Source organism: Microbacterium sp. TPU 3598 (genome assembly GCF_002356155.1).
Lineage (GTDB): Bacteria > Actinomycetota > Actinomycetes > Actinomycetales > Microbacteriaceae > Microbacterium > Microbacterium maritypicum_A.
The window spans coordinates 2,829,060-2,842,205 of the sequence record NZ_AP017975.1; the positions used below are offsets into that span (position 1 = coordinate 2,829,060).

The 13,146-nt window shown below is 68.4% G+C and carries 13 protein-coding genes and 1 tRNA gene; 2 read left to right on the forward strand and 12 right to left on the reverse strand.

Annotated features, from left to right (window positions below; translation table 11 throughout):
* Nucleotides 1-14 precede the first annotated feature (14 nt).
* Nucleotides 15-239: a hypothetical protein gene (locus MST3598_RS13425; protein ID WP_021199113.1), complete on the forward strand. Its 225-nt coding sequence runs from the start codon at nucleotides 15-17 to the stop codon at nucleotides 237-239.
* On the opposite strand, the gene MST3598_RS13430 is transcribed toward MST3598_RS13425, so the two are convergent.
* The 12 genes from MST3598_RS13430 to MST3598_RS13485 form a co-directional block, all read right to left on the reverse strand.
* Complete coding sequence (locus MST3598_RS13430) at nucleotides 220-753, reverse strand: DUF1697 domain-containing protein (RefSeq protein ID WP_029258701.1); 534 nt, start codon at nucleotides 751-753, stop codon at nucleotides 220-222. The two genes, MST3598_RS13425 and MST3598_RS13430, sit on opposite strands and share 20 nt — an antisense overlap.
* On the reverse strand, nucleotides 750-1,331 hold the full coding sequence (locus tag MST3598_RS13435; RefSeq protein ID WP_029258702.1) for an isochorismatase family protein: 582 nt from the start codon (nucleotides 1,329-1,331) through the stop codon (nucleotides 750-752). The genes MST3598_RS13430 and MST3598_RS13435 overlap by 4 nt, the downstream gene beginning before the upstream one ends.
* Nucleotides 1,332-1,398: 67 nt before the next feature.
* Nucleotides 1,399-1,471: transfer RNA gene (locus MST3598_RS13440), tRNA-Thr, on the reverse strand.
* A gap of 70 nt (nucleotides 1,472-1,541) precedes the next feature.
* Complete coding sequence (locus MST3598_RS13445) at nucleotides 1,542-3,095, reverse strand: alpha/beta hydrolase (protein ID WP_029258703.1); 1,554 nt, start codon at nucleotides 3,093-3,095, stop codon at nucleotides 1,542-1,544.
* A complete protein-coding gene (locus tag MST3598_RS13450) occupies nucleotides 3,092-4,249 on the reverse strand; it encodes a DNA polymerase III subunit delta' (protein WP_029258704.1) in 1,158 nt (385 codons plus the stop codon). The genes MST3598_RS13445 and MST3598_RS13450 overlap by 4 nt, the downstream gene beginning before the upstream one ends.
* 71 nt (nucleotides 4,250-4,320) lie before the next feature.
* Nucleotides 4,321-4,950, reverse strand: a complete 630-nt coding sequence (tmk, locus tag MST3598_RS13455) for a dTMP kinase (RefSeq protein WP_029258705.1) — start codon at nucleotides 4,948-4,950, stop codon at nucleotides 4,321-4,323.
* Nucleotides 4,947-7,793: a type I DNA topoisomerase gene (topA, locus tag MST3598_RS13460; protein ID WP_029258706.1), complete on the reverse strand. Its 2,847-nt coding sequence runs from the start codon at nucleotides 7,791-7,793 to the stop codon at nucleotides 4,947-4,949. Before topA ends, tmk begins: the two co-directional genes overlap by 4 nt.
* Nucleotides 7,794-7,873: 80 nt before the next feature.
* Entirely contained in the window at nucleotides 7,874-8,200 is a 327-nt protein-coding gene (locus MST3598_RS13465) for a hypothetical protein (protein ID WP_021199120.1), read from the reverse strand.
* Nucleotides 8,200-8,595 (reverse strand): TadE family type IV pilus minor pilin, encoded by a 396-nt coding sequence (locus tag MST3598_RS13470; RefSeq protein WP_029258707.1) that lies wholly within the window; start codon nucleotides 8,593-8,595, stop codon nucleotides 8,200-8,202. The genes MST3598_RS13465 and MST3598_RS13470 overlap by 1 nt, the downstream gene beginning before the upstream one ends.
* Complete coding sequence (locus MST3598_RS13475; RefSeq protein ID WP_021199122.1) at nucleotides 8,595-8,792, reverse strand: DUF4244 domain-containing protein; 198 nt, start codon at nucleotides 8,790-8,792, stop codon at nucleotides 8,595-8,597. Before MST3598_RS13475 ends, MST3598_RS13470 begins: the two co-directional genes overlap by 1 nt.
* Before the next feature lie 57 nt (nucleotides 8,793-8,849).
* Nucleotides 8,850-9,746, reverse strand: a complete 897-nt coding sequence (locus MST3598_RS13480) for a type II secretion system F family protein (protein ID WP_029258708.1) — start codon at nucleotides 9,744-9,746, stop codon at nucleotides 8,850-8,852.
* Nucleotides 9,746-10,753: a TadA family conjugal transfer-associated ATPase gene (locus tag MST3598_RS13485; protein WP_029258709.1), complete on the reverse strand. Its 1,008-nt coding sequence runs from the start codon at nucleotides 10,751-10,753 to the stop codon at nucleotides 9,746-9,748. Before MST3598_RS13485 ends, MST3598_RS13480 begins: the two co-directional genes overlap by 1 nt.
* Nucleotides 10,754-11,154: 401 nt before the next feature.
* On the opposite strand from MST3598_RS13485, the gene acs reads away from it, so the two are divergent.
* Entirely contained in the window at nucleotides 11,155-13,122 is a 1,968-nt protein-coding gene (acs, locus tag MST3598_RS13490; RefSeq protein ID WP_021199125.1) for an acetate--CoA ligase, read from the forward strand.
* The last annotated feature ends 24 nt before the right edge of the window (nucleotides 13,123-13,146 follow it).

Consider the following 13,146-nt stretch of genomic DNA (forward strand, 5'->3'; position numbering starts at 1 on the left):
ATCACGCTGGAAGCATGACCTCGCTGAACACCCTTCCCGTCCCCCGCATCCGCCCCGCCGCCGAGGCGCACGAGCACGCCTGGCTGGTGGAGTCACGGCATCCGACGAGCGAGGGCGTCGTGCTCTACGTGCGGTGCACCGCCTGTGACACGCGCCGGGTCGACGTGCAGGCGCATTCGCAGACGCCTCCGGCAGCGCTGAGCGGCGAACTGGGCGGCGTCACGCCGTCAGTTCGATGAGCGTGCGCGTCGTCCGCAGGTTACGCGCCGTTCCAGCCACTCCGAGCGCGCGATCGAGCACCGTCTTGGTGAGCTTCGTGGAGTGCACGCCGCCCGCACCGTAATCGATCCACAGGTCGTCGCCGATCAGCGCGATCCGCTCGGTGTCGCGGAGACGCTGCTGCAACGCCTCGATCGCGTCGCCCGAGGGCGCACCCTCCAGGAACATCGCGTGCACGGACTTCACGTCGCCTTCGGGAAACGGCTGGGCGGATTCCGAAGAGACCAGCTGCGCATGAGTGCGGTGGATGACCGGAGTGTCGACGCCGAACTCATCGTGGATGGCCATGCGGACGGCCGCACACGTGGCAGCCGGATGCTCCGGTGTTTCGCAGATGATGTTGCCGCTCGCGATGTAGGTGGAGACGTCGTTCAGCTCGGTCTCTGCCGTGAGCAGCTCGCGGAGGCGCGCCATCGGCACCCTGTTGCGGCCGCTGACGTTGACCGCCCGCAGGAGCAGGACGCTGCGGCTCACGCGTCGGCGCTCTCGACCAGCTCCGCCCCCGCGTGGACGAGTTCGGCGAGTGCGGCATCACTGGTCTCCGCGGCGACACCGGCGACGAGGTCGGTGAGGATGCGGACCCGCACGCCGTGCGCGATGGCGTCGAGGGCGCTCGCCCTGACGCAGTGATCTGTCGCGAGGCCCACCACGTCGGCGCTGAGCACACCTGCTGCGGTCAGGATGGCGCCGACCGTCTCCCCGGCCTCTGTCTGCCCCTCGAACATCGAGTACGCCGGCCTCCCCTGCCCTTTGAGGACGTGGTGCGTCACGGGATCGGTCGCGAGCAGCGGGTCGTACGCCGCCCCCGTGGTCCCCGCGACGCAATGCACAGGCCAGGAGTCGACGTAGTCGGGCGCGTCGGCGAAGTGTCCGCCGTTGTCGCCGTCGGCATCGTGCCAATCCCTCGAGGCGATGACCACCGCGTAGTCGCCCGTGTGGGCGGCGAGGAATGCCGTGACGGCTGCGGCCACCGCATCGCCCCCCGCGACGGCGAGGGCGCCGTCTTCGGTGAAGTCGTTCTGCACATCGACGATGAGAAGCGCTCTGCTCATGCTTCGAGGGTACGCGGTGCGGAACGGGAAAGGCCCCGTGATGTTCTTCGCATCACGGGGCCTTCGGAGCCGCTTGTCAGAATCGAACTGACGACCTTTTCATTACGAGTGAAATGCTCTGCCGACTGAGCTAAAGCGGCGTGCGACGCGTGAGCGGCGCGATCACCGATATTACCCTGTCTCGCGCTCACTCGCGAATCGAGGCCGCGATCACTCGCAGCGGAGACCGTCTTCCGGCACGACGTCGTCGAGCAGGAACGCCTCGACCGCATCATCGACGCAGGCGTTGCCCTTGTTGTAGCCGGTGTGGCCCTCGCCGACGCGCGTGATGAGGATGCCTTCTTCGAGCTGCTTCGCGAGCGACTCCGACCACTCATAGGGGGTGGCCGGGTCGTTCGTGGTGCCGATCACGAGGATGGGACCGGCGCCTTCGGCCTTGATCTCACCCCGCGTGCCCGTGGGCGGGTAGGGCCAGACCGCGCAGGAGTCGGGGCCCGTCCAGTACGGCGCGATCGTCGGGGCGCCCTCGGCGATCTTCGCGTTCGTCGCCGCTTCCGCGGCCGGGTCGTCTTCCACCGGGTAGTCCATGCAGTTGTAGGCACGGAACGCCTCGGCGGAGTTGTCGGTGTAGGTGCCGTTCTCTCGGCCGTTGTAGAAGTCGGCCAGGAACAGTGCCGAGGTCGGGTCACCCTGAAGAGCCTCGTCGAGCGCCTGCGTGAGGTAGCCCCAGCTGTCCTGCGAGTAGAGCGCGGCGATGATGGCCGTCATCAGCGAGTCGGCGCCCAGCATGCGGCCGTCTCCGCTTTTCAGAGGCGTGCTGTCGACGCTCGCCAGCAGTGCGCCCAGATCGGCCATCGCCTCGTCCACGGTGCCGTTGAACGGGCATTCCCCCGAGTCGAGGCAGTCCTGCATGTAGGCGCGCAACGCGGATTCGAATCCGAGCGCCTGGGTCGCCCCGACCTCGAGCCCGGGGACGGCCGGATCGATGGCGCCGTCGAGCACCAGGCGGCCTGCCTTCTCGGGGTACAGCTTCGCGTAGGTCGCACCGAGGAACGTGCCGTACGAGTAGCCGAGGTAGTTCAGCTGCTTGTCGCCCAGCACCGCCCGGATCAGATCCATGTCCCGGGCCGCGTTGACGGTCGTGATGTAGGGCAGGATGCCGTTGCTGTTCGCATCACACGCCTCGGCGAAGGCCTTGTGGGAGTCGAGCAGCTCGGCCTCCCACTCGGCCGTCCCACGGGCAGCGGAGGGAATGCCATAGAGGTAGTCGTCCATCTGCGGGGCGTCGTAGCACTTCACCGCGGTCGAGTCACCGACTCCGCGCGGATCGAAGCCGATCACATCGAAGTTCTCGATGAGGTCGGCTCCGACCGCGAAGTCGAGGCTGTTGAGGATCAGGTCGACGCCGCTGGCTCCGGGGCCGCCCGGATTCGTCAGCAGCGAACCGACGGGAGTGCCCTCGGCACGGTGCCGGACCACCGAGAGGGTGATCTCACCCTTGCCCGGGTCCTCCCAGTCGAGAGGGGCCGTCACGTCGGTGCAGTCGAAGCCGACGCCGCACTCGGTCCAGGTGAGATCCTGCGAGTAGAAGGGCAGCAGATCCTCCGCGACGCCCTCGGTGTCGGGTTCGCTGGACGTCGCCGGCCGCGAGGACTGTTCGGGAATCATCGCGTACAGGCACCCCGAGAGTGCGACGGATGCGGCTGCGAGCCCTGCGATGATCGCGGCGGCTCGACGCCAGCGGGAAGTCGATCGATTGTTCACGGTTTCCTCCCGCTCGTGATCGTCACGAGCAAGCTTTCCAGGGCGAGCAGAGGAGCGACATTGCGCTCCAACGACTGCCGCGTCTCGGCAAGGTGGTCAAGTACGACAAGAGTACGGGTCTCGGACCAGGCGGAAGCGAGGTCGGACAGCTCGGTGCGCAACTCGCTGTTGATGAGGTCGTCGCCCTGTCCGAACTGCACCATCACGACATCGCGGAACAACGACTGCAGATCGGTGAGAACACGGTCGATCCCGTCGCGGAGGCTCCGGGTGGCCCGCTTCTTCTGATCGTCTTCGAGCGCGGAGAGCTGCGTGCGCAGCGCCGGCGGCACCGCCTGCCCCTCGGCGATGCCGATGGTACGCAGCAGCGAAGCGCGCTCCTGAGCGTCGCGTTCGGCCGTGAGCGCCTTCGCATCCTCCGTCGCCGCCTGGATGATGCGCCCGGCGACCTCGACGGCATCGCCGACTCCCCTGACGCCGAGGACGGAGCGGAGAGTCTCGTCTCGCCGACGCCGAGCCGCATCGTCGGTGGCCAGTCGCTGAGCCATGCCGATGTGGCGCTGGGCGTGCCGTGCCGCCTGCTCTGCGACGCCCGCATCGACGCCCGTGCGAAGACCGATGAGCCGGGCGACATCGGCGACATCGGGTTCCCGCAACCGCAACGACCGCACGCGCGATCGGATCGTGGGGAGCAGATCGGCCTCGCTCGGCGCGCACAGGATCCACACCGTCTGTTCCGGCGGCTCTTCGAGCGCCTTCAGGAGCACGTTGGAGGTGCGCTCGACCATGCGGTCGGCGTCTTCGACCACGATGACCCGATAGCGCCCCGCAGAGGGCGCGAAGTACGAGCGTTCGACCAGACCGCGCGCTTCGGCGATCGTGATGATGACCTTGTCGGTACGCAGTGCCGTGACGTCGGGGTGAGTACCGGCGAGCACCTGCCGCATCGCATTCTCATCGTCAGGTCGGTCGGCGATCAACGCCGCGGCGAACGCGTACGCGAGGGTGGAGCGCCCGGACCCCGGCGGGCCCGTGATCAACCAGGCGTGCGAGAGCGCGGACGGATCGGATGCCGCGGCGCGGAGAGTGTCGACGGCGGCGTCCTGCCCCCACACATCCGCCCAGGGAAAAGGGGCGGGAACGGTCTGGGGCATGCACTCAGCCTAATCGCGACCACCGACGCCCACCGCACGAGATCGTGGTCGAGCCGACCGGCCAGGTCGGCTCAGTCGAGAAGGGCGTCGACTCCCGCACGGATCCGTTCCGCGATGATCTCCGGCGCGGAGGAGGCATCGACGACGAGGAACCGCTCCTCTTCTTCCTCCGCGAGTGCGAGGAAGGCGTCGCGCACGCGTTCGTGGAACTCCGCCTTCTCGGCTTCGAGCCGGTCGAAGGGCTTGTCGGCGGAGTCCAGACGGGTGCGCGCCGCCGCAGGGTCGAGGTCGAGCAGGATCGTGAGGTCCGGAAGCGCGCCTTCCGCCGCCCAGAGCGACAGGTCTCGGACCTCGGCCGCGTCGAGCACGCGGCCGGCACCCTGATACGCCACGGACGAATCGAGGTAGCGGTCCTGCAGCACGATGTCGCCCCGCTCGAGCGCCGGTCGCACGACGGTGGCGACATGGTGAGCCCGATCCGCGGCGTACAGCAGTGCCTCCGCTCGGGGCGCGATGTCGCCCCGATGGTGCAGCACGATGTCTCGGATCAGCTGTCCCACCTCGGAACCCCCGGGTTCACGCGTGCGGACCACCGTGCGTCCGGCGCCTTCGAGCCACTCGGCGAGCAGATTCGACTGCGTGGTCTTCCCCGAGCCGTCGCCGCCCTCGAACGTGATCCACACCCCGTGCCCTGAGGTCACGAGTCCGCCTTCTCCGCCGCCTTCGCTGCCGCATTGGCCGCACGCGTCGCCGCGGCCTTCTTGGCCGCCGCCGAACGAGCGGCGGACACGGCAGCGGTGGTCTTCTTCGCTGCCGGCTTCTTCGCAGGGGCCTTCTTGGCGGCGGTCTTCTTGGCTGCAGGCTTCTTGGCAGGAGCCTTCTTGGCCGCCCCGCGCTTGGGAGCCGGGCCCTTGGCACGCTTGTCGGCGAGCATCTGGACCGCAACCTCGAAGGTGATGTCGTCGACGGTCTGACCGCGCGGGATCGTCACGTTCGTCTCGCCATCGGTCACATACGCGCCGAAACGGCCGTCGCGGATGCGGATCGGCTTCCCGCTGACAGGGTCGGCCTCGAATTCGGCGAGCGCGCTGGAGGCCCGACGGCCGGCGCCGTACTTCGGCTGCGCGTAGATCTCGAGTGCCTGTTCGAGCGTCACGTCGAAGATCTGCGACTCGGACTCGAGCGAACGCGAGTCGGTGCCCTTCTTCAGGTACGGCCCGAACCTGCCGTTCTGCGCCGTGATCTCGTCGCCGGATTCCGGGTCGACGCCCACGATGCGGGGAAGGCTGAGCAGCTTCAGCGCGGTGTCGAGATCGATCTCGTCGACCGACATCGAACGGAAGAGCGATGCAGTGCGGGGCTTCGGGGCAGCCTCTTTCTTCGCACCGCGCTTCGGCTTCGGAGCCTCGACGACCTCGCCCGTGGTCTCGTCGACCGCCGCGTCTTCCGACACGGGGTCGTTCTCCTGCACGTACGGCCCGAACCGGCCGTCCTTCACCACGATGATCTTGCCGTTCTCGGGGTTCTCCCCCAGCACGCGGTCGCCGGCGACGGGAGCGTCGATGAGCTCCTGAGCCTTCTCAGCGGTCAGCTCGTCGGGTGCGAGGTCTTCCGGCACGTTGACGATGCGCGGCTTGGCCTCGGGGTTCGCGGGGTCGGCCACCTCGAGATACGGGCCGTACTTGCCGAAGCGAAGCGTGGCCGTGTCGGTGATGCGCGTGGAGTTCAGTGCACGAGCGTCGATCTCACCGAGGTTGTCGACGACCTGGCGCAGACCCACGTGGTTGTCGGATCCGAAGTAGAAGGACTTGAGCCACTCGACCCGGTTCTGCTCGCCGCGGGCGATCGTGTCGAGGTCGTCTTCGAGCGCAGCCGTGAAGTCGTAGTCGACGAGTTCGGCGAAGTGCTCTTCGAGCAGGCGCACGACACTGAACGCGAGCCAGGTCGGCACGAGGGCCTGCCCACGTTTGACCGCGTACCCACGATCGAGGATCGTCTCGGGGATCGAGGCGAACGTCGAGGGGCGACCGATGCCCTTCTCCTCGAGCACCTTCACGAGCGAAGCCTCGGTGTATCGCGGCTTCGGGGTGGTGCGGTGCCCCTTGGCCTCCGCATCCGACACCGCGAGCTGATCGCCGACCGCGACAGCGGGGAGCGACTGGTTCTCCGCGGCGTCCGCGTCGCCGCGCTTCTCATCGCGACCCTCTTCGTAGGCCTCCAGGAAGCCCTTGAAGGTGTACACGGTCCCGGAGGCCGTGAACTCGGCCTTCTTGCCCGCAGCATCGACGGCGATCGTGACCGTGGTGGTCTCGTACTTGGCGTCGGCCATCTGGCTGGCGACGGTGCGCTTCCAGATGAGGTCGTAGAGGCGCTGCTCGTCGCGGTCGAGTTCCGACGACAGCGAGGCCGGCGTGCGGAAGTTGTCACCGGACGGACGGATGGCCTCGTGGGCCTCCTGCGCGTTCTTGCTCTTGGACTTGTACACCCGGGGCTTCAGCGGTACCGCGGCGTCGCCGTAGAGGGCCACCGCCTGGCTCCGCGCCGCCTGCACCGCCTGGGTGCTCAGCGACGTGGAGTCGGTACGCATATAAGTGATGTAGCCCTTCTCGTACAGGCGCTGGGCGACACCCATCGCCTGCTTCGCGCCCATCGAGAGCTTGCGCCCGGCTTCCTGCTGCATCGTGGATGTCGTGAAGGGAGCGTAGGGGCTGCGGGTGCCGGGCTTCGCCTCGACCTTGGTGACGGTGCCGGCGCCCACGGCGTCGATGGCCTTCGCCAGGGCAGACGCTGCGGCCTCATCGAGGATGACGACGGCCTTCTTGAGCTTGCCGTCGTCATCGAAGTCGCTACCGCGAGCGAGCTGGCCCCCGTCGACGCGCACCAGACGGATCTTGAACGAGGTGCCGGTCGCGGCAGCCGCCGCATCGACGTCCCAGTACTCGGCGGAGGTGAACGCCATGCGCTCGCGCTCCCGGTCGACGATCAGGCGGGTCGCAGCGGACTGCACGCGTCCGGCCGAGATGCCTGTCTTCACCTTGTACCAGAGCACGGGCGAGACGTCCCAGCCGTACAGACGGTCGAGGATGCGTCGGGTCTCCTGTGCATCGACGAGGTCGTGGTCGAGTTCGCGTGTGTTGCCGACTGCGGCCTGGATCGCATCCTTGGTGATCTCGTGGAACACCATCCGCTTCACGGGCACCTTGGGCTTGAGGGTCTCGAGCAGATGCCAGGCGATCGCCTCGCCCTCGCGGTCCTCATCAGTGGCGAGCAGGAGTTCGTCGGCGCTTTTCAGCGCGCGCTTGAGTTCGGCGACCGTCTTGGTCTTCCGATCGGAGACGACGTAGTACGGGTCGAATCCGTTGTCGATGTCGATGGAGTACTTCCCGTAGGCCTGCTTGTCCGCAGCCGGGATGTCCTTCTTGTCAGCGAGGTCGCGGATGTGGCCGACGGAGCTGAGCACCTCGTAGCCGTCGCCGAGGTATCCCTGAATAGACCGCATCTTCGTCGGGGACTCGACGATGACGAGCTTCTTGCCTTCAGCCAAGGGTGCGTCCTTTCTTCGAAGCACACCATACACACCACTGTGCGGGGTCGTTCACAGTGAGCGAGGTCGCGCTGCCGTCGCTATCCCTCGGGTGGCCCGGCACGGGCTCGGGAGACGGCTGCGAGTCCAGCGTACGCCGCCTGCACCTCCACGGTCGCCACGAAGCCCCTGAGGACACAGCCGGTGAGCACGGCATCCGACGCCCGCGCGACCCTCGCTCCGAGTTCACAGGGCTGCTCGTCGGTCGGCACGGCACCGCTCGCGGCGTCCGCGACGGCGAGCGCCGCGGCATCAGCGGCACCCGCCGCCCGCTGTGCTGTCACCGCAGCCCCGCCGACAGCGGCGAGGCCGAGGGACAGCGTCGCCGCGACGGCGAGAACTCCCGCCGCGAGCGCCGAACCTGCCATCAGAGTCCCCCGTCGAGCGCGCAACTCCTGGCACGAAGAGGCAGACGGAGCACCGATCCGACGGAAACGTCGAGCGACGCGCTGACGCAGACGAGGTCGCCCGAGAGCGAGGATGTCATCCTCGCTCCCGGGACTGCGGACTGCACCACGCGTTTCGCGGTGCCCTGTTCTTCGCCGCGTCCGAGCAGGCGCGCCGCGTCGGCAGAGGCATCCTGCAGCGCCACCTGGCGGGATGCCGTGCCGAGAGCTCCCGCGCCGAGCAGGAACACCAGCACCACCGCGGGAAGAGCGAGGGCCAACTCCGCCGAGACGGATCCGCGGTCGCCCGCGTGTCGCGGCGCCGGCGACACCTCGCCGACGCCACGGGCGTTCCGGGATCGTCTCGTGATCTTCATCACGACACCGTCAGCGCCCGGCGCACGAGATCGGTGAGAATGCCACGCACTTCGTCCGATCGCATGATGACGACGAGGAGTCCTGCGAAAGCCACAGCAGCCATCGTCGTGATCGCGTACTCGGCCGTGGCGGCTCCGGTGTCGTCGCCGAACAACGCCTCGGCGCGCCGTCGATCCAGCAGGGGAATGTTCTTCATCGTGTTCCTTCTTTCTGTGGGATGCAGGGCATCGGGGTGTACGGGTGTTCGGGAACGTCACAGCGGCATCGGCGCGGATACGAGGACGCTGAGCAGTAGCGGCGCCACACCGAGAAGGAGGAAAGCCGGCAGCGTGCAGACCCCGAGCGGGAACAACAGGCGTGTCGAGAGCTTCGCGGCACGGAGCCGCCCCTGCACTCTGGCGGCGTGTCGGTCCTGGGCCGCGGAGGCCCGGAGCAGCTCGACTGCCGGCACCCCCGCGGCGCGAGAGAGCTCGAGCACGGAGCGAACGCGTTCATCGCCGGTCTCCGAGGGGGACGCCTGCGAGACCAGCTGATGCGCACGATCGATCGAGGCCCCGCCCGACAGTGCGACCGCGACGAGCTCTGCGTGCATCCCGGGGGTGCCGGGCGCCGGTCGTGCCCGCCGCAGCAGGCGCGTCGTCCACAGATGCGCCGCGGCGACGAGGAGCAGGCCGACGGTGACGCAGGCGGCGCCGAACACGTTCCCGAAGATCACTCCGATGGTGTCGAACCCGAGTGCGAACCCGAGGAGCACCCCGGCGAACGGCATCCACAGCAGCAGCCGTGCGGTTCCTGCGGGTTCGGCGAGTGCGATGCGCACATCGTCAGCCGCGGCCTCGGAGTCTCGCAGCGTCTCCGCGATCATGCGGAGAACCTCGGCGAGCGGCGCCCCCACCGTCGTCGCGATCTCCCAGGCGGCGGCGAGATCGATCCACGCCCCGCCCTCAGCCTCGATGGCCTCGAGAAGCGGCACGCCACGATCGAGGCGGTCGACGACAGCCCGCGCCTGCGGATCATCGGCCTCGGCCAGGTGGCGCCACGCGATGACCGGCGCAGCCCCCGCCTGCAGCAGCACGGCCAGCGTCTGCACCGAGGTCGCGGCATCCGTCGCGCCGGTCGACCCTCGTCGCCCCACACGGCCCCACCGCATCACCACGGCTGCACTTCCTCGACATCGAGACGATCCCCGACGATCACGAGACGCCCCGCCTGCCGGATGCGACGGGTGCCCCCGGGCGCGCGGTCGAGGTGGAGGACGATCGTGAACGCGCTGACCGCCTGCCGCGCGAGAGCGATCGCGTCCATCCCGGCGAGGGCGCCGAGGGCTTCGAGCCGCGCGGGGACGTCGCGGAGCCCGCTCGCGTGCAGAGTGCCCGCACCCCCGTCGTGACCGGTGTTGAGGGCGGTGAGCAGCTCCCGGACCTCTTCACCGCGGCACTCCCCGACCACCAGCCGATCGGGACGCATCCGCAGCGACTCGCGCACCAGTCGCGCCAGAGAGATGCCGCCCGCGCCCTCGAGGTTCGACTGCCGCGCTTCGAGGGCGACGTGATGCGGGTGACGCGGACGCAGCTCGGCGACGTCTTCGATCGTGACGATGCGCTCCGTCGACGACACCTCCGACAGCAGCGCCGACAGCAGCGTCGTCTTGCCCGTTCCGGTTCCCCCGGTGATGAGGATGTTCGCCCGCTCGGCCACCAGCCCGAGCAGCCAGGCATGCTGGCGCGCATCGAAGGCACCGAGAGCGGCGAGCGCGTCGAGATCCGCGACACGTACGCGGGGAATGCGTATCGAGAGGGCGGTTCCGGTGGTCGACACCGGTGCGAGGACCGCATGAACCCGGACGCCGGAATCGAGACGGACGTCGACGCAGGGCGCCTGGTCGTCGATATGGCGTCCCCCGAGACCGACCAGTGCGACGGCGAGGTCGCGGACCTCCCGCTCCGAAGCCCTCCACCCCGGTGCGGGCTCTGCTCCACTCCCGCGGTCGACGAACAGCCCGCTCGCCCCGTTCACGAACACATCGGTGACGGCATCGTCGAGGTGGGTGAGAAGCGGCCCGAACGCCGGATCCAGGCGACGGGTCTCGGGCGGGGCTTCCCCTTCGGGCGCAGCCGAACGAACTCCCCTGGGCTGGATGACGAAGGAATCAGGCATGGACGCGACGCTATGCGCGGCCGTCGTGTGGGAAAGGCGTGAGGCGCGGGTCGGCTCAGCGCCTGTGAATAAGACCACTCATCCGCCCACGGTGCAGGCGACGCCTCCGGCGGAACCCGGCACGGCAGGGAGCGCTCCCAAAGGAATGGGCGGCATCTCACGGGGGGAATGAGATGCCGCCCACGACGAACCACGATTGGGGGAATCGGGCACGCCAAGGCCGGAATGAGAATTCGGCTGTCGTCGAGTGTACGCAAGGCGACCGTCCTGACAAAACCGGCCGCACTACCGACTTTCGGCAGTATGCGACAGGAGGCCGCGGAGATAGATTCGCCGTGACCTGGTCGCCACCCCCACGACCATGCTCGTAAGACCCGTATGCCGCAAAGGAGCGCCTGCCGATGAGCAGCCAGATCGATCATCTTCTCGACGAGACCCGGAAGTTCCCGCCGTCGGAGGACTTCGTCGCCCACACCATCTCCTCGCCCGAGCTGTACGAGCGTGCCGCCGCCGATCGCGAATCCTTCTGGGGTGAGCAGTCCCGAGAGCTGGTGCACTGGCACAAGCCGTTCACCCAGGTGCTCGACTGGAGCAACCCGCCCTTCGCGAAGTGGTTCGAGGACGGCGAGCTGAACGTCGCCTACAACTGCCTCGACCGTCATGTCGAAGCAGGCAACGGCGATCGCGTCGCCCTGCACTGGGAAGGCGAGCCGGGCGACTCCCGCCGCATCACGTACGCCGAGCTCACGGACGAGGTCAAGCGCGTCGCCAACGTGCTCGAAGGTCTCGGCATCGGCCAGGGCGACCGCGTCGCGATCTACCTGCCGATGATCCCCGAAGCGATCGCCTCGATGCTCGCGGTCGCCCGCCTGGGAGCGATCCACTCCGTCGTGTTCGGCGGCTTCAGCGCCGACAGCCTGCGTTCGCGCATCGACGACGCCGGCGCCAAGCTCGTCATCACCGCCGACGGCGGCTACCGCAAGGGTCGCGTCTCGGCGCTGAAGCCGGCCGTCGATCAGGCCCTCGCCGACCGCGGCGACGGCGAGCAGCAGACCGTCGAGCACGTCCTCGTCGTCCGCCGCGGCGAGAACGAGGTCGACTGGACCGACGGACGCGACATCTGGTGGCACGACGCCGTCCCTGCCGCCTCCACCGAGCACACGGCACAGGCCTTCCCCGCCGAGAACCCGCTCTTCATCCTCTACACCTCGGGCACGACGGGCAAGCCCAAGGGCATCCTGCACACCTCAGGCGGGTACCTGACCCAGGCGGCGTACTCGCACAAGTACGTCTTCGATCTGCACCCGGAGACCGATGTGTTCTGGTGCACGGCCGACATCGGCTGGATCACCGGACACAGCTACGTCACGTACGGCCCCCTCGCCAACGGCGCGACCCAGGTGCTCTACGAAGGCACACCGGATGCCCCGCACCCCGGCCGCTGGTGGGAGATCATCGAGAAGTACAAGGTGTCGATCTTCTACACCGCGCCGACCGCGATCCGCTCGTTCATGAAGATCGGCCGCAGCGTCCCCGCGAAGTTCGATCTGTCGTCGCTGCGACTGCTCGGCTCGGTGGGAGAGCCCATCAACCCCGAGGCATGGATGTGGTACCGCGAGGTCATCGGGGCGAACAAGACCCCGATCGTCGACACCTGGTGGCAGACCGAGACCGGCGCGATCATGGTGTCCGCTCTTCCGGGAGTCACCGAGACCAAGCCCGGTTCCGCGCAGGTGCCTCTGCCCGGGATCTCTATCGACGTCGTCGACGAGAGCGGCGTCGAGGTCGGCAACGGCAGCGGCGGCCTCCTCGTGATCACCGAGCCCTGGCCCAGCATGCTGCGCGGCATCTGGGGCGACCCCGAGCGCTACCGGGAGACCTATTGGGAGAAGTTCGAAGACCAGGGCTACTACTTCGCCGGGGATGGCGCGCGCCTCGACGACGACGGCGACCTGTGGCTGCTGGGTCGCGTCGACGACGTCATGAACGTCTCCGGACATCGCCTGTCGACCGCGGAGATCGAATCGTCGTTGGTCGCGCACGAAGCGACGGCCGAGGCCGCCGTGGTCGGTGCCTCGGACGAGACGACCGGTCAGGCAGTGGTGGCCTTCGTCATCATCAAGGAGAGCTATCTCGCCGCGCACGAGCCTGCCGGCCTCGCCCAGCAGCTGCGCCTCTGGGTGGGAGAGCAGATCGGCGCGATCGCCCGCCCGCGCGATGTCTACATCGTGGGTGAGCTGCCGAAGACCCGCTCCGGGAAGATCATGCGGCGCCTGCTCCGCGACGTCGCCGAGGGCCGCGAGGTGGGTGACACGACGACCCTCGCCGACACCGCGGTGATGAGCATCATCTCGGCGCAGGTCAAGTAGAGCCACCCGGACGAGACAGAAAAC

Excerpts from the sequence above, each read along its gene's own strand:
- MST3598_RS13425 (WP_021199113.1), top strand. The coding sequence starts at position 15 with ATGACCTCGCTGAACACCCTTCCCGTCCCCCGCATCCGCCCCGCCGCC.
- MST3598_RS13435 (WP_029258702.1), bottom strand. The coding sequence starts at position 1,331 with ATGAGCAGAGCGCTTCTCATCGTCGATGTGCAGAACGACTTCACCGAA.
- MST3598_RS13450 (WP_029258704.1), bottom strand. The coding sequence starts at position 4,249 with ATGCCCCAGACCGTTCCCGCCCCTTTTCCCTGGGCGGATGTGTGGGGG.
- MST3598_RS13465 (WP_021199120.1), bottom strand. The coding sequence starts at position 8,200 with ATGGCAGGTTCGGCGCTCGCGGCGGGAGTTCTCGCCGTCGCGGCGACG.
- MST3598_RS13470 (WP_029258707.1), bottom strand. The coding sequence starts at position 8,595 with ATGAAGATCACGAGACGATCCCGGAACGCCCGTGGCGTCGGCGAGGTG.
- MST3598_RS13475 (WP_021199122.1), bottom strand. The coding sequence starts at position 8,792 with ATGAAGAACATTCCCCTGCTGGATCGACGGCGCGCCGAGGCGTTGTTC.
- MST3598_RS13480 (WP_029258708.1), bottom strand. The coding sequence starts at position 9,746 with ATGCGGTGGGGCCGTGTGGGGCGACGAGGGTCGACCGGCGCGACGGAT.
- MST3598_RS13485 (WP_029258709.1), bottom strand. The coding sequence starts at position 10,753 with ATGCCTGATTCCTTCGTCATCCAGCCCAGGGGAGTTCGTTCGGCTGCG.
- acs (WP_021199125.1), top strand. The coding sequence starts at position 11,155 with ATGAGCAGCCAGATCGATCATCTTCTCGACGAGACCCGGAAGTTCCCG.